Below are 15,849 nucleotides of genomic sequence, written 5' to 3' on the forward strand. Positions count from 1 at the left end.
ATATTAAGTGTCTGAAATAATTATCCTCATTATCGTTATTATCATCGCGTTTGTTGGCGTCAGTTGGTACGCCAATTATAAGAGCCAGCAACGTGCCAGGGAATTTGAGCGTGAACTGGATCTTCACAACGATGAAGACGACGAATTCAAAGAACGCTTTGACGCACTTTTTGAACAAGAGTTGCATGAACAGACGCCACGCCCAAGTTCGTCATTTAGTGAAACAGAATCCAGCGAAGTCGACATGGACTTGTTTGATGAGCCACTCTCCAATGAAGAAGCTGTGAGTGCAGAACCAGAGCCACCACTCCAGGATATTCAGCAAGAAAAACCAGCTAAGAAAGCCAAACCAGAACCTGCGCCAGCGCAAGACTGGGACATGGTTATTGCGTTTACGATTATGGCTGAGTCAGGCACGATGTTTTCAGGTAAGCAGGTCAAGGCCGCGCTGGAAAATCAGGACTTACATTTTGGTGATATGCAGATTTATCATCGGTTTACCCAAGGTTCACGCAAACAGTCGTTATTCAGTGTGGCGAATATCATTGATCCTGGCACACTTTTACCTGATAAATTTGTGTCCATGTCGACCCCGGGCTTACTGATTTTTGCGCGATTACCCGCACCAATAAGTGGTCTGGCATTATTTGATGACCTACTGGATACCGCTAAGAATATGACGCAATCATTAGGTGGCGTGCTGTGTGATGAAACTCGACAGCCTGTGAGTGATGCCGCCATAGAGTCGATGCGTACGAAAATTTTCGAGTACCAAATGTCCGTTCAAGCTGAAAGTGATCACCTGTCGAATGACTATTTCAATTGATGTTAGGCAGCGTGCTGCCGAGTTGCGCGATACTCTCAATCACTACAGTTACCAGTATTACGTATTGGATAATCCAGAAGTACCGGATAGTGAATATGACCGTTTATTTCGGGAACTGCAGAGCTTAGAACAAACGCATCCTGAGTTACTCACTGCCGATTCGCCTACACAGCGTGTTGGTGGTCAAGCGTTAGATAAGTTTGATGAAGTTCAGCATGCCATCCCCATGTTGTCTTTGGACAACGTGTTTGATCAGCAAGAGTTAGCTGCATTTGATAAACGTGTGCGGGATTGGTTGAATACCGATAAAGAACAAACCTATGCGGCGGAACCCAAACTTGATGGTCTTGCCATCAGTATCCGTTATGAAAATGGTGTCCTGGTTCAAGCAGCAACGCGTGGCGATGGTTCCACAGGTGAGGATGTGACTGCCAATGTACGCACGCTCAATTCTGTGCCATTGAAGTTACAAGGTGGACCTATTCCTGCGGTTGTTGAGATTCGTGGTGAGATTTTTATGCCTAAAGCTGGTTTTGAAAAGTTGAACCAGTCTCAGTTGGCAAATAATAAAAAACCGTTTGTCAATCCACGTAACGCAGCGGCCGGATCGTTGCGTCAGCTTGACTCAAAGATCACCGCATCCAGACCGCTGGAAATTTACTGTTATGGCCTTGGCGTGATTGAAGGTATGTCGCGTCCCAGCAGTCACTTTGCCGCTATGAATTTGATAGCAGAGTGGGGCTGTCGAATTTCACCTGAACTCAAAGTATTAGAGGGTTTAGAAGCCTGCCAGCAATATATCGATGAGCTGGCAGCACGTCGCGACAGCCTTGAATATGATATCGATGGTGTGGTGTTTAAAGTCGATGACACCGTTTTGCAGGAACGACTTGGCTTTGTTTCGCGAGCACCACGCTGGGCAATTGCCTATAAATTTCCTGCACAGGAAGAGATGACTACGGTAGAAGATATTGAAATCCAGGTCGGTCGCACAGGTGCCTTGACTCCGGTTGCACGCTTGAAGCCGGTATTTGTCGGTGGTGTAACCGTGTCTAATGCCACATTACACAATGAAGATGAGATTCGCCGTAAAGATGTGCGTATCGGCGACACAGTGATTGTTCGACGTGCAGGAGATGTGATTCCGGAAGTCGTGAAGTCAATCATCACTAAACGTCCTGATGACGCACGTGAGTTTGTCATGCCAACGGCTTGTCCCATTTGTGGCTCAGATGTAGAGCGGGAAGAGGGGGAAGCGGTATCGCGTTGCAGTGGTGGCTTATTTTGTGCCGCACAACGGAAAGAGGCGATCAAACACTTTGCATCGAGAAAAGCCCTGGATATCGACGGTCTTGGGGATAAGTTAGTTGAACAACTTGTGGATGCCGGACACATCAAAGATGTCGCCGATTTATTTTTATTAGATGTCGACACTATCGCCAGTTTGGAACGTATGGGGCAGAAATCTGCTGAAAATCTGGTGAATGCGTTGAATGCAGCAAAATCAACACGTTTCCAACGATTTCTGTATGCGCTTGGTATTCGTGAAGTGGGTGAAGCCACGGCACGTGCTTTGGCTTTGCAATATGCATCGCTGGAAGAATTGATGCAGGCCTCATCTGAGAGTCTTATGGAGATTGAAGATGTGGGCCCTGTTGTGGCTCACCACATTGAGACCTTTTTCCAACAAACGCATAATCGTGAAGTGATTGAACGTTTGTTAAGCGTCGGTATTCACTGGCAAAACGAAGAGAAAAAACAGACTAATACGGCTTTGAGTGGTAAGACTATTGTGCTAACTGGAACGCTACAGACTTTATCGCGCAGTGAAGCCAAGGAAAAATTATTAGCACTCGGTGCAAAAGTAGCCGGGAGCGTGTCGAAAAAAACCGATTATGTGGTTGCCGGCGCTGATGCAGGCTCGAAACTCACCAAAGCAGAATCATTAGGTATTGATGTAGTTGATGAAGCAACATTACAAAACTGGTTAACACAGGAAAAATAATGACAGCACTCGCAGACGCAATTAAAAAAGTCGCCACTGGACCGCATCTCAGTAAAGATCTGACGGAGCAAGAAGCATTTGATGTCATGATGGAAATTCTGTCTGGTCAGGCTGACCCTGTTCGTGCAGCTATATTTTTTATTGCCATGCGAATGAAACGGGAGACTAATGAAGAGAACTTAGGCATTCTCAGAGCCTGTCAGTCCATTACCGATAGCCAATCAGTCAATGTCGACCAGTTATTTATTTTTTCTGACCCATTCAATGGTTTTAATCGTCATTGTCCGATGACAGCCTTTTTACCGGCTGTTCTGGCAGCCTGTGGTTTACCTGCAATGTCACAAGGCGTATTTGAAATGGGGCCAAAATTTGGTGTTACCCATGCTCAGGTTTTAAAGCTGGCTGGCTATAGTACTGAAAAGTCGACAGCTCAAGCGGCTGAAGCGATAGAGAATAACCAGATTGGCTGGGCCTATTTAGATCAAGCTCAGGCAAGTCCAGCATTATTTGCATTAGAAACGCTACGGACACAAATGATTAAACGTCCGAGCTTGGCAACATTAGAAAAAATGATTATGCCACTTAAAGCTAAGCAAAAAACACATTTAGGTATTGGTTTTGTTCATAAAGAATATCCCGATATTTTAGCTTGGTTAGCAAAAGCTTTTGGTTATGATTCTGCGTTTATTGCACGGGGTCTGGAAGGTGGTCTAGTCCCGACGCTGAGAGAAGCATCAAATAATCATCGATTAGTGAATGGCGCAGTTGATGCCTGCACACTGGAACCTGAAAACTTTGACATCGAACAAGATACGCGTGGTGTTAAGACGGATGATACGGTCACAGCTCAACGAACATTGGATGAAGGGCTGCAAGCCCTAGCCGGTGAGAAAGGGGCGGCATACGACAGTTTAGTGTATGGTGCGGCGATCATACTTTGGCATTGTGGCCTGATTGAGTCACAGCGAAAAGCCGCTGATATTGTTAGACAAGTCATTGATAGTGGTCAGGCCAAATCACACTTTGAGGCTGGACTCGTATAATGGTTTTTCAACGTACATTAACATTCAAGACGCTAGGACGTGGCACCACCAATATCACCCGCGATATACAAGAATTGGTTGCAGAGTCCGCAATAAGCACAGGTACTTGCCATGTCTTTGTTCAACATACCAGTGCCTCATTAATGCTCTGTGAGAATGCCGATCCCGATGTTCGTCACGATCTTGAAACCTTTATGCAGCATTTAGTGCCGGATGGTGATCCCATGTTCAGACATCAAGACGAAGGACCTGACGATATGAGTGCTCACATTCGGACGGTATTAACCAATCCCGATCTGACCATGCCTGTGAGTGCTGCACAGTGTGATCTCGGTATTTGGCAAGGTATTTATTTATGGGAACATCGTGCCCATCAACAGCGGCGTCGCGTGATCGTGACCATTATAGGTGAGTAAAATTTATGTCAGAGTTTGAACATGATCAGGATGCAGATTGGCCAGCTGATTGGGAATTTGAGAAAAGTAAAACACAAGTAAAACAAGAGCTCAATGCCTTAAAAGACCTTGGGCGAGCGTTAATTGCTTTACCTGCAAAAGATTTACAAAAGCTAGATTTATCTGAAGATCTATACGATGCTATTCTGAGTGCACAATCAATGAGCAAAGGTGCATTAAAAAGACAAGTTGGTTATATCGGTGGCTTGATTGCAAACAGTGATCACGAAGCGATAAATACGAAGTTACAGCAATTAAAGCAACCTCATCAGGGCCAGGTAAAGCAGTTTCATCAACTAGAACAATGGCGTGATCGTTTGCTGGCTGGTGAAAATGAAGTCTATGCTGAACTTATTCATGCCTTTGATGACTTTGATGTTCAGCATGTCAGACAACTCGTCAGAAATGCACAGCGTGAAGCGAAACAGGACAAGCCTCCAAAGTCAGCGAGGCAGTTATTTCAGTACCTTCAATCACAGCAGCAAGGTTAAATTCTCGGCAATTCGACAATAAAACTAGCCCCACCTAAGCGGCCACGTTCTAGGTGGATATTACCTTCATAGGCCATGATGATATCGCTGACGATGGCCAGGCCAATGCCTTGTCCCTCAGCCTGGGTATCGATACGATGTCCGCGTTTGATGATATAGCTTTCTGCACGGGTCGGAATTCCGGCCCCATCATCTTCGACACGGATTTTGACCATATTCCCTGAACTGGTGGCAATGACATGTACTTCTTGCTTACCGTACTTGTAAGCATTTTCCAATAAGTTGCCTAATAACTCATACATATCACCTTCGTCTGCATGAATGTACGCATCACGCTCAATCTCACATTGTGCATGTATATTTTTGTTTTTGTAGACTTTATCAAGGCTACCTATGATTTTATGAATAATCTCACCGACAGAAACGGGAGCGAGCAGGCTGCTCTTACCTTCTGTTGATGCTCTTTGTAGTTGATAATCAACCAGGGTACTGATCCTGTCGAGCTGCTCGTAGCCTGTTTTCTTCAAGTTTTCCAGCTCGTGGTTATTAGCCAGTTCGCCACGAAAAACAGATAAGGGCGTTTTTAAACTATGTGCAAGATCAGCTAGTGAATTCTTGTAGCGTTGACGGCGTGATTGTTCATGATCAAGCAGCGCATTAATATTGTTGGTGAGTTGCTTGAGTTCACGTGGGTACTCATCATTTAAACGATCATGCTCACCGGTTTCAATCGCATGCAAATCTTTGGCAACGTCATGTAATGGGCGCAAACTCCACTTGAGGATTAACCATTGTGCTAATAACAGCATTAATCCCGTTCCCCCTAACCAATACCACAAACTACGCTGAAAACTGGCTGTGGTTTCTTTAATGTTAGACATGTCTTCAGCCACATTAATGGTGTAGTCAAGCTCTTTACCGGTTTCAGTTTCCCAGACGATGCCGAAAGCCAGGTTTTGTAATTTCATTCCTGCATCTATTTCAACGACAGTGTAGTGTTCATTCGATGGCCCGGGTTGAAAAGGCAGAGATAAAAAATGACCGATTGCTGAAGGAGATTGCCAGACAATCTTACCGTTACTGGTGATTTGTGCATAAAGACCGGAGTTAGGTATAGAAAATTTCGGTTCTGCCAAATCGTGAGTCATTTTTAACTCACCTTTATCATTGATCTCGGCGGCTGTGAGTAGAGTATAAACATAGTTTTTTAAACGTTTCTTTTGTTCCAGCTCTGCACTGGTTTTAAATGCATTATTCAGACTGATGGCAGAGATACCCAGAAACGCTGTTAGTACGAGACTGACAGCAACAAGAACCCGGTTGGATAAAGAGAAATTAATGACTTTCACGGGGCAGGTTAAGCCTGTAACCACGCCCACGTAATGTTTCTATTGGATTAAGTTGTTTATCTGGATCCAATTTACTACGTAAACGTTTTACAAATACCTCAATGACATTACTATCACGATCTTGATCTTGTTCGTAGATATGGTCGGTGAGTTCTGTTTTTGAAATGACTTCGCCCGCATGCAGTAATAGATAATGAAGTAAACGATATTCGTAAGCTGTTAGTTCAATTAGCTGACCGTTTTTGGTGACTTCTTGCGTGGCCGGGTTGAGTGTGATTGGACCACAGCTTAGTGTTGGATTTGACCAACCTGATGCGCGGCGGCTAAGTGCATTGATACGTGCGATGAGCTCTTCAAAATGAAATGGTTTGACCAAGTAGTCGTCAGCACCAGATTCAAGGCCTTCAACTTTATCTTGCCATCGACCTCGTGCTGTTAATATCAGGATAGGGTAGTCAAATCCTTGTTTGCGTAATGACTGAATCAGTTCAATACCAGACAGTTTCGGCAGCCCCAAATCAATAATAGCCACATCGTAGGGATACTCTGCCCCCATGAAAAGGCCTTCTTCACCATCAGCCACAGCATCGACAGTGAGATTTTGTTGTTTTAACTGTTGGGTAATTTGTTCACGAAGATGTTTCTCATCTTCTACTAATAAAACGCGCATGCAACCTCATGGAACTGAATGGCCGGAGTCACGATCAAATCGGTGATTTTTTACTTTTCCATCGTTATGCAGCACTTTAACACGAAATACCGTTTTGCTACCGTAGTGCTCTTCTTCAACGGAAAGGATTTTTCCGCCTGTTTCAACTTTTGCCAGTTCAGCTGCTGTATGTGTCGTTAAGGGTAAAGCAATTTCATTAATGTTGTTGCCCGGCTCTTGTTCGTAAGGTCGGTGTTCATCCGCTAATGCAAGGAGTGGTGGACAGGTAAAAAGAAGTATTAATAAAACTCTATACATGGCTTGGCCTTACTATTCCGTGTGTAAATATAAGCAGCTGAATTGAATGGTAAAGGTTCATCATAAATACTGACATCAGTCGATCAACTCGGGTGTTACAGCCCCAAGCGCGCCATCAGCTCTGGCCCTTAAGTAACTATAAATTCTATCTCTGTTTTTCATAACGCTATCATTCGATTGCCAAGCAGGCATTACCCCAATTCGGCCTTTTTTTCCTCTGGCAACAACAGTAAAAAACTCATCTCTATCCGTTGTTTTTAAGGTTTTTGTTAAGTCACTGGCTGCCAATCCTTGTCCGAAGGTGCCATGACATCTTGCACACCAGGTTCGATAGACTTTGTAGCCAATGAAGGTATCAGAGTCTACTTTGTTATTTGCTTTCACTGTATATGGTCTACCATCCGCAAACAATGGACATGATGCTAATAGTGTACTGGCGAATGAAAACAAAATGGCAACTGATTTTATAGGGTTCATATCCGCTCTTAATATGGTTATTGAAGTGATAAAGAACATCAACAGCCTGTCTTATTTATACGTTCAACTCAATGGTCATTACCATTAATGTGCATGGTATAGTTTCACTTGGCGTACTGTTTATTGATGCTATCTATCTTCGTTTAATGCGTATTTTCATGCCATGACACAGGTCATGATTATTCTATTCATTTCCATATAAATGTACGTGCTTAACTTCCGCTGCAGAATTGATACAATTGCTCATGCCTTATAGCAATAACAAAAGATACCATCAAAACGTATTCATCTCGTCTCAGTCATTATGAAAACAATAGCAGACTTAAACTGAACTACTCCTGAATAAAGCTGGTGTTGAATATCAATTTTTCGTATTCTCGTGAACTGTCTCACACGTAAATTATCAATAAGTATGATTAACTGTGTCATCGTGTGAATTAGTTCAAATAATTAAATACATTTACGATTCTGGAATAAAGTTGGAAACGGTTAGCCAAACTCATTTAGAGCAACATGCTCAGAAATTTGAAATCAACAAAATGCGAGTCGGCATTTTGTTACAGCAGGGCTTTATTGCCAGTATGACAAATATTGTCATCCTTATCGTGACGGTGATCGCTTTGTATTCATCGGCAAATGCGACTTTGCTATTTATTTGGGCTACAGTCACTTTTTTAGCGATCCTTTTTAGAATCATACTGGTGCACTATCTCAAGAGTCATTTCGTCAAACATGATCACACAGAGTCGTCAGTAGTTCGTTATGAGAAAATATACGCTGCAGGTGTAATGTTGTCGGGACTGGCGTGGGGTAGTCTGGGATTTGCTTTTGATGGTGATTCACAATTTAATCATCAATTGATTATTCCTCTCGTCATTGCTGGTCTCTGTTCTGGCGCAATTTATTCTTTATTAAGCAGTTTCATCAGTTATGTCGCTTATGTCTATCCGATGCTAATCTGCATCATAGCCGCTATGTTTTATGTTGATTTAAAAGTAGAAGCGCTGACATTAATTACCTATATGATCGCTTGCACAATGTTATTTAAGAATCTGCATGCAAGGGTCATGGAAAGTCTGCAGTTGCGTCAAGAAAATGAAAACCTAGTAGAACATTTAACTCAGATAAATGAAGCACAAACCCACCTTGTTGAAACGCTACAAAATAAAGAAGTATTTCTGACACAGACTTTTGAAAATGCTGGTGTTCCCGTTTTTGTCACCAATGCTGATTTAATTATTCTTGATGTGAATAAAGCGGGTTGCGATTTATTTGGTTATAGCAAGACAGAATTCAAAGGCATCAATATGCTGCAACTACTGCATGATGATGAACCTGATCAACCAGGAAATGATTTTTATAAATTAGTTGAGGGGGATGTTGAGCAATATCAGATCACCAAAAAATGCTTGGGTCGTGACAAAAAACCATTATGGTTATCAGGCACCGTCTCAGCAGTGAGAAATAATAAAAACGAAGTTGATTACATTGTTATCCATGCACAAGATATTACGGAACAAAAATTACTTTCAGAAGATCTTCAGTATCTTGCGCTACATGACACATTGACAGGATTACCTAATCGATTTGCCATAGAGAAACACCTACAACTGCTACTTCAGGAGCAAACAGAACCTAATCATGTGTTTTGTTATATCGATGTTGATCAGTTTAAAGTTATCAACGATACCTGTGGTCATAAAGCAGGTGATAAATTACTGATACAAATCGCGCACCTCATCAAATGTGAACTTCAGCCTTCTGATGTGCTTTCCAGGCTGAGTGGGGATGAGTTTGCCATTCTTTTCATGGATACGTCTGCAACACAGGCACAAGCGAAGTTGAACAAAGTGATGGATAAAATTCGTCATTTTGAATTTATTGATCATGATTTGTCGTTTAACTCTTCTATCAGTGTTGGCATGGTCAACATCATGCCCACGAGCACGATGACTGATATCTTTAAACAAGCAGATAACGCCTGTTACGCCGCAAAAGAGGCAGGCAGAGATCGAATCCATGTGTTTAGCAGTCATGATCAGGAAATTGTACAACGTAGTGGCGAAATGCGATGGGTCTCAAGAATACAACAGGCATTAAGTAATGACCGGCTGGTACTCTACAGTCAACCTATAGTGGCTACACAAAAGAAAAACAGTACCTTACCTCACTGTGAGTTATTGATACGAATGCTTGATGATGATGGCTCAATTATTCCACCAGGCCACTTTTTACCTGCAGCTGAGCGTTATAACCTGGCAGCATCGATTGATATGTGGACAGTGAGTCATGTTTTGTCACGTATTGATAATGCCCGTAGTGAAGGGCGAGACGTCAGTGGTGTATATGGTATTAACTTATCAGGCCAATCTCTGGGCGATACACGCTTTTATGACAAAATTATCTCGTTAATCCATGCTGCTGATTTAGTTGATTCTGGCGCGGTGCTGTGTTTCGAAATTACAGAAACAGCTGCCATTACCAATATGCACAGTGCTCTTTATTTTATTAATGAACTGAGAAAAGTAGGGTGTTTATTTGCCTTGGATGATTTTGGTAGTGGTTTGTCGTCTTTTGCTTATTTGAAACAATTACCCATTGATTTCCTCAAAATTGATGGCATGTTTGTTAAAGATTGTGTGGAGAATTCAGTTAACCTGGAAATCGTCAACTCTATCAACGGTATAGGTCAGGTACTGGGGCTTAAAACGGTCGCAGAGTTTGTTGAGGATGATACGACGCTAGTCAGCTTGCAACATATTGGTGTTGATTTTGTGCAGGGCTACCATGTGGGGCGCCCCGCACCATGGACTATTTAATAATAATCAACATTCTTGCCACTGCTTTTCCAGGCGCTTACCCGAGATGGGGTAAGCCGTTTTAAGTTCCTGAGCAAAGACTGAAATACGAAATTCTTCCAGCATCCAACGGTATTCTTTAAAGGCTGGTGTTTCGATTTTATTGACCTTATTGATGAACTTTTGCCAGTGAGGCATGACTTCTGACATGCGTTGCTTGTCTTTATTGGGAGCGGTCAATAGACGATCCAATCTGATACCTGCAGCCTGACAGTATACTGGCAACCTGGTCAAGGCTTCATCTGGCGTATCATGCACAAACCCCTGATAAATCAAAAAGCTTAATTGTTGTTTGATATCGTTTACAGAGTTAATGGCGGCCAGTGGGATGTTGCCAGACAGTCTTTTTGCAATTGCATGATATTCAGCAAGCGGCTTAGCAATACTCTGAGCGAGTTTAGCGGCTAGATTAATCAGATCACTTTTTCTTTCGGCAATACGTTGTTCGAATGCATTTTTATCTGTGACGGCCGGTTTATCCAAAATAAAGCAGCGGTCAAAGGCCACATGAATTAAGTCGGTTTTAAGTTGCTCACACGGCGTCAGGTCTGTTTGTGCATCATCTGAGTATGGCGATGGTGGCACATTGGCATAGTGCAAGCACATCTGTTTGATATCGGGTAGATTTTTATGTAAATACTTGACTGCATCTGCCTGATTTAACATGAAAAGGCGGCGAAGTCCTTGTCGTGTTAAGGCCTGAGCCTGAGGTTTTGTATCCATTAAGGTTAAATCAACGCAATCCCCTCTATCGACAAGCGCTGGATAAGCGGTGACTTGTAAGCCGTTTTGTTCTAGTGTGATATGTTCTGGTAGTGAGTCAAATGACCAGGTTGTCAGTCCTTTCTTTTCATAGTCACTGTCAGGAATTTGCCTGAAACTGGCAGCGGCTTCTCGTGCCCAGTTTTCTTTTAGTTTATCCAGGTCACGACTTTCATCTAATAGTTCACCTTGCTCATCTACCAGCTTAAAATTCATTTGCAGATATAGCGGCAGATCTTCAGTACGCCAATCCGTCACATCAATTTCAATACCTGTCAGTTTTCTCAGTTGTTCACTGAGCGCTGGTAATAGAGCGCCCGAGTCAGCCGACATGGATTTGATGCATTGGTCGGCATATTGTGGTACTGGAATAAAATGACGACGCAATGATTTAGGTAGCGCTTTAATCAAGAAAACCACTTTCTCGCGAAGTAAGCCTGGTACCAACCACTCATAACGTTCTTTACTTGTCTGATTCAACAGAGAGAGCGGAATTGTCTGGGTGATGCCATCTTCGGCTTTACCGGGTTCAAAATGATATTCAAGCGGCAGGGGAACACGATTGATAAGAATCTGATCGGGAAACTGATCGACGGTGACTTGTTCAGCCTGATGTTGCATCAGAATGTCTTTGCTTAGCATGAGCAGATTAGGATCTTTCTTTTCTGCTTGCTTACGCCATTTATCGAAACCGGCACCGTTAATGATGTTATCCGGTACTTTGCTGCGATAGAAATCAAACAAGGTATCGTCATCGACTAACACATCTCGGCGACGAGACTTTTGTTCAAGTAACTCAATTTCTTCAATGAGACGTTGGTTATGTTGGAAAAATTTTGCCTGACAATGCCAGTCACCTTCAACTAATGCTGAGCGAATAAAAATTTCATTTGATAAAGAAGGGTCAATAGGTCCGTAGTGAATACGCCTGCGATTAACAATGGGTAAGCCATTCAGTGTGACTGACTCAAAGGCAACCACCTGGGCGGGTTTTTTCTCCCAGTGTGGGTCAGTGTATTGACGTCTGACCAGGTCACCAGCAATTGGCTCAATCCATTCGGGTTCGATTTTAGCCACAATGCGCGCATACAATTTACCGGTTTCAACCAGCTCAGCCGCCATGATCCATTTAGGCCCTTTTTTATGCAAAGCTGAGCCAGGAAATATTTGTAGCTTGAGGTTTCGTCCGCCTGTGTATTCAAACTTATCTGTTTTTGTGGCGATGTGACTCAGTAAACCAGCGAGCAGTGCGCGATGAATACTGTCATAACTGGCCTCTTGTTGATTGAATTTTAAGCCCAGTTCAGCCAGTTGCACATGCAGTTGTTGATGGATGTCATGCCATTCACGAAGGCGTAAGAAGGAGAGAAATTGCTCTTTACAATACTTTCTTAGTTTATTCTGACTAAGGTGTTTTTTCTTATCGTGATAATGATTCCAGAGTTTAATAAAAGCAATAAAATCAGAACGTTCGTCCTTATATTTAGAATGGGCCTCATCCGCCGCCTGCTGCTTGTCCATCGGTCTTTCACGTGGATCCTGAATACTCAAAGCACTGGCAATAATGAGCACTTCAGTCAGACTGTTTTGTTCTGCACCTGCAAGCAACATCCGGGCTATTTTAGGATCGATGGGCAGCTTGGATAACTGTCTGCCAATGTCAGTAATACGACGTTGTTTATCGACGGCACCCAATTCATCTAAAAGCCGATAACCGTCGTTGATCATTTTTTGTGGCGGCGGATTAATAAAAGGAAACTTAGCTGGATTACCCAGTTTCAACGCTGACATTTGTAGAATGACTGATGCCAGATTAGTGCGTAGAACTTCTGGATCAGTAAATGCCGGGCGGTTATTAAAATCCTCTTCGTCGTACAACCGTATACACACGCCAGCGGCTACACGGCCACAACGCCCTGATCGTTGATTCGCACTGGATTGGGAAATTTTTTCTATCGGGAGACGTTGTACTTTATTGCGAACACTGTAACGACTGATACGTGCATTTCCTGGGTCAACAACGTAGCGAATGCCTGGCACCGTTAATGAGGTTTCAGCAACATTAGTAGATAAGATAATTCGTCGTTGCCCACCGGTCTTAAACACCCGGTTTTGTTCAGCAGCAGATTGTCTGGCGAATAAAGGTAAAATTTCAGTTTGTGGCGGATGATGTTTGCGTAAAGCTTCTGATACATCACGAATATCACGCTCGCCGGCCAAGAATATCAATACATCTCCGGGCCCTTCTCGACACAGCTCATCAACTGCTGCCACGATACCTGAGACCATATCATAATCGGGTGAGTCTTCATCGGTTGTGAGGAGAGGGCGGTAGCGAATTTCTACTGGGTAGGTACGACCACTGACTTCAATCACCGGGGCATGCTCAAAATGTTTGGAAAAGCGTTCGGTATCGATTGTTGCCGAAGTAATAATGACTTTTAAATCAGGGCGTTTGGGTAACAGCTGTTTGATATAACCGAGTAAAAAATCAATATTGAGACTGCGTTCATGGGCCTCATCGATAATCAGGGTATCGTATTGATTCAGGAAGCGATCATTTTGTGTCTCAGCCAGTAAAATACCATCTGTCATCAGTTTGATATAACTGTTTTCAGCATTCACTTGATCATGAAAACGGACTTTGTAACCCACGGTTTGCCCAATTTCTGAACCTAACTCTTCGGCAATACGTGTCGCTACCGTTCTGGCCGCGATTCGGCGTGGCTGAGTATGGCCTATCATGCCAGTTACACCACGGCCTAAATCCAGGCAAATTTTGGGTAACTGAGTAGTTTTACCTGAGCCGGTCTCACCACAAAGAATAATGACCTGATTTTCTTCAATGGCTTTGGCGACTTCATGTCGACGTTCGATAACGGGTAAGTCAGCACTGAAATCCGGTTTGGGTATCTGGTTCAAGCGCTGTTGCGCACGCTCAACGGATCGCAACACACGCTGAGTGAAGGCGCTGATTTTTTCAGCATCTGCCTTATTTTTACGTAATTGCTGCCACTGACGTTGAAGACGGTAACGATCAGATAGCATGGAGGACTGGATAAGTTGCGTTAAGTTTTGCTCAGCGTTATTCACAGTATGTTTACAGCAAAAAGCAGGTATTCTACAGCTTCCAGGCTAACGAGACAGTATATTTAAAATCATTGGGGTCAGTATCATCATGTACGGTGGAGTCATATTCGTTGGTAATACCAAGCTTGAGTGCTACACCCACGAAGCTATTTAAGTCCAGAATCCAGTCGAAAGAGGTGAGATTACGGTAATCGCGGTCATTGAGGCTGGGGTAGTACGTATTAGAAAACTCTACATGCTGATATTGATTCATACTCCACTTGGTTTCAATTCCTAACATTCCCTCTGGTGTAAAGTCCTGCTGCTCACCGCCAAAGGTTCTATTAAAACCGAGACCGCTTCTCCCCACGAATAACCAAGAATCTGTATTCACAAACTCATAACCAAATCCAGAACTGGCATTAGCACGGTAATCCCAGTCTTTGAATTCATCCAGATCAAAACGTCCACCAGCAAACTGAAACCAGAGAGAGTTGGGTCTTAACCAGTCTCGGTTCATTGAAGTAAAAAAACTTTGTGAAGATAATTCATGATCAGATTCGGCTCGGAAGAACGCGGTTTTATGCGCAGTCCGCATTTGTTTTGATTCATAATCGGCATTAAATCCAACGTTCAGTTGGTTTGTGCTGGACTTACCGGCAGTACCACCAAAGCCAAGGTCAAGCCGACGTTTCCAGTTGGTGTAAAGCCCGGTTCCGAACAAACCTCTGTCAGCCTCTACATGTTTCACTTCTGGTTTTTTTTCTGGTGGCGGCGGTGTAGGCGTTGTATCTGTTGAGGAGACAAGGCTTTTTATACGTGCTCTCGGGATAACCATCACACCAAGCAAGGGGTGATTAAGTTTTAATGTGTCGTCTGTTTCAGCGACGACATCAGCGGTAAGCGTATCACCGTTAATCAATTCAATTTTACTTCGGGCTGCATGCGTAACTAGTGGTGTTAACAAAATAGCTAATAATAGATATCTGATTGGCGACACTAGCGAATTCCTCCGCATCCTACATAAAAAAAGCAGCCTGAATCAGGCTGCTTGAACGTTCATACTGTTGTGCGGTTATGGGCATCCGCTATTGTTGACTTCACCATCTGGCATCGTAGTGTTGCAGTACATCACACCACGTAATTTTGCGCCTTCAAGGTTTGCACCGGTTAAATCCGCATCAGTGAGATCCGCGAAAATGAGCTGAGCACCAGAAAGATTGGCCTTTCTTAGGTTTGCACCATTCAATTCAGCATAATCCATCAGTGCATTGGTAACGGTCGCACCTTCGAGAATCGCACCCTGCATTCTGGAATGTGTGAACCAAACACCATGTAGTTTAGCGTTGCTTAAATTGATTCCCTTGAGATTAGCTTCACTCATATCAGCACCATTTAATTCATGGCCGTTTAGATCGGCTTCGCTCAGATTACAATAATTACATTGTAAGGATTTAAGTAACCTATCCAGATAGACTTTTTCATAAGCAGAAGCCGTGGTAGCTATCATGGATAAACCGAGCACAATCAGCATTTTTTTCATTTTC

Annotated in this window: 13 protein-coding genes; 6 read left to right on the plus strand and 7 right to left on the minus strand. The window is 43.2% G+C overall.

Annotation, left to right across the window (positions count from 1 at the left end; genetic code table 11):
- Positions 1-7 precede the first annotated feature (7 nt).
- Genes B3V56_RS13880 through yjgA form a run of 5 tightly spaced genes read left to right on the plus strand, consistent with a single transcriptional unit; the run spans position 8 to position 4,820 of the window.
- Complete coding sequence (locus B3V56_RS13880) at positions 8-826, plus strand: cell division protein ZipA C-terminal FtsZ-binding domain-containing protein (RefSeq protein WP_289283599.1); 819 nt, start codon at positions 8-10, stop codon at positions 824-826.
- Positions 810-2,831: an NAD-dependent DNA ligase LigA gene (gene ligA, locus B3V56_RS13885; protein WP_289284430.1), complete on the plus strand. Its 2,022-nt coding sequence runs from the start codon at positions 810-812 to the stop codon at positions 2,829-2,831. Before B3V56_RS13880 ends, ligA begins: the two co-directional genes overlap by 17 nt.
- A complete protein-coding gene (locus B3V56_RS13890) occupies positions 2,831-3,874 on the plus strand; it encodes an anthranilate phosphoribosyltransferase (protein WP_289283597.1) in 1,044 nt (347 codons plus the stop codon). Before ligA ends, B3V56_RS13890 begins: the two co-directional genes overlap by 1 nt.
- Positions 3,874-4,290, plus strand: a complete 417-nt coding sequence (locus B3V56_RS13895; RefSeq protein ID WP_286304534.1) for a secondary thiamine-phosphate synthase enzyme YjbQ — start codon at positions 3,874-3,876, stop codon at positions 4,288-4,290. The genes B3V56_RS13890 and B3V56_RS13895 overlap by 1 nt, the downstream gene beginning before the upstream one ends.
- 5 nt (positions 4,291-4,295) lie before the next feature.
- Positions 4,296-4,820: a ribosome biogenesis factor YjgA gene (gene yjgA, locus B3V56_RS13900; RefSeq protein WP_289284431.1), complete on the plus strand. Its 525-nt coding sequence runs from the start codon at positions 4,296-4,298 to the stop codon at positions 4,818-4,820.
- Here the strand turns inward: yjgA and B3V56_RS13905 are convergent.
- The 4 genes from B3V56_RS13905 to B3V56_RS13920 form a co-directional block, all read right to left on the minus strand.
- Positions 4,817-6,169, minus strand: coding sequence for an ATP-binding protein (locus B3V56_RS13905; protein WP_289283594.1), 1,353 nt, complete (start codon positions 6,167-6,169; stop codon positions 4,817-4,819). The genes yjgA and B3V56_RS13905 overlap by 4 nt on opposite strands.
- The gene (locus tag B3V56_RS13910; RefSeq protein WP_286304537.1) at positions 6,156-6,839 is read right to left on the minus strand and encodes a response regulator transcription factor; all 684 of its coding nucleotides are present in this window, start codon (positions 6,837-6,839) and stop codon (positions 6,156-6,158) included. The genes B3V56_RS13905 and B3V56_RS13910 overlap by 14 nt, the downstream gene beginning before the upstream one ends.
- 6 nt (positions 6,840-6,845) lie before the next feature.
- Positions 6,846-7,136 (minus strand): PepSY domain-containing protein, encoded by a 291-nt coding sequence (locus tag B3V56_RS13915; protein WP_289283593.1) that lies wholly within the window; start codon positions 7,134-7,136, stop codon positions 6,846-6,848.
- A 75-nt stretch (positions 7,137-7,211) separates the two neighbouring features.
- A complete protein-coding gene (locus B3V56_RS13920; RefSeq protein WP_286304539.1) occupies positions 7,212-7,613 on the minus strand; it encodes a c-type cytochrome in 402 nt (133 codons plus the stop codon).
- Positions 7,614-8,092: 479 nt separating this feature from the next.
- On the opposite strand from B3V56_RS13920, the gene B3V56_RS13925 reads away from it, so the two are divergent.
- Complete coding sequence (locus B3V56_RS13925) at positions 8,093-10,432, plus strand: putative bifunctional diguanylate cyclase/phosphodiesterase (protein ID WP_289283592.1); 2,340 nt, start codon at positions 8,093-8,095, stop codon at positions 10,430-10,432.
- Between the two features lie 6 nt (positions 10,433-10,438).
- On the opposite strand, the gene hrpA is transcribed toward B3V56_RS13925, so the two are convergent.
- The 3 genes from hrpA to B3V56_RS13940 all read right to left on the minus strand — a co-directional run bounded on the left by hrpA (position 10,439) and on the right by B3V56_RS13940 (position 15,845).
- On the minus strand, positions 10,439-14,326 hold the full coding sequence (gene hrpA, locus B3V56_RS13930; RefSeq protein ID WP_289283591.1) for an ATP-dependent RNA helicase HrpA: 3,888 nt from the start codon (positions 14,324-14,326) through the stop codon (positions 10,439-10,441).
- Between the two features lie 28 nt (positions 14,327-14,354).
- On the minus strand, positions 14,355-15,302 hold the full coding sequence (locus B3V56_RS13935; protein ID WP_289284432.1) for a DUF481 domain-containing protein: 948 nt from the start codon (positions 15,300-15,302) through the stop codon (positions 14,355-14,357).
- 75 nt (positions 15,303-15,377) lie between these two features.
- Positions 15,378-15,845, minus strand: a complete 468-nt coding sequence (locus B3V56_RS13940; protein ID WP_289283589.1) for a pentapeptide repeat-containing protein — start codon at positions 15,843-15,845, stop codon at positions 15,378-15,380.
- Positions 15,846-15,849: the final 4 nt, after the last annotated feature.

Source organism: Methylophaga sp. UBA2513 (assembly GCF_002341285.1).
Classification (GTDB): domain Bacteria; phylum Pseudomonadota; class Gammaproteobacteria; order Nitrosococcales; family Methylophagaceae; genus Methylophaga; species Methylophaga marina.

Bases quoted from the DNA above. Each gene is read 5' to 3' on its own strand.
- ligA (WP_289284430.1), top strand. From the start codon at position 810: ATGACTATTTCAATTGATGTTAGGCAGCGTGCTGCCGAGTTGCGCGAT.
- B3V56_RS13890 (WP_289283597.1), top strand. From the start codon at position 2,831: ATGACAGCACTCGCAGACGCAATTAAAAAAGTCGCCACTGGACCGCAT.
- B3V56_RS13895 (WP_286304534.1), top strand. From the start codon at position 3,874: ATGGTTTTTCAACGTACATTAACATTCAAGACGCTAGGACGTGGCACC.
- yjgA (WP_289284431.1), top strand. From the start codon at position 4,296: ATGTCAGAGTTTGAACATGATCAGGATGCAGATTGGCCAGCTGATTGG.
- B3V56_RS13910 (WP_286304537.1), bottom strand. From the start codon at position 6,839: ATGCGCGTTTTATTAGTAGAAGATGAGAAACATCTTCGTGAACAAATT.
- B3V56_RS13915 (WP_289283593.1), bottom strand. From the start codon at position 7,136: ATGTATAGAGTTTTATTAATACTTCTTTTTACCTGTCCACCACTCCTT.
- B3V56_RS13920 (WP_286304539.1), bottom strand. From the start codon at position 7,613: ATGAACCCTATAAAATCAGTTGCCATTTTGTTTTCATTCGCCAGTACA.
- B3V56_RS13940 (WP_289283589.1), bottom strand. From the start codon at position 15,845: ATGAAAAAAATGCTGATTGTGCTCGGTTTATCCATGATAGCTACCACG.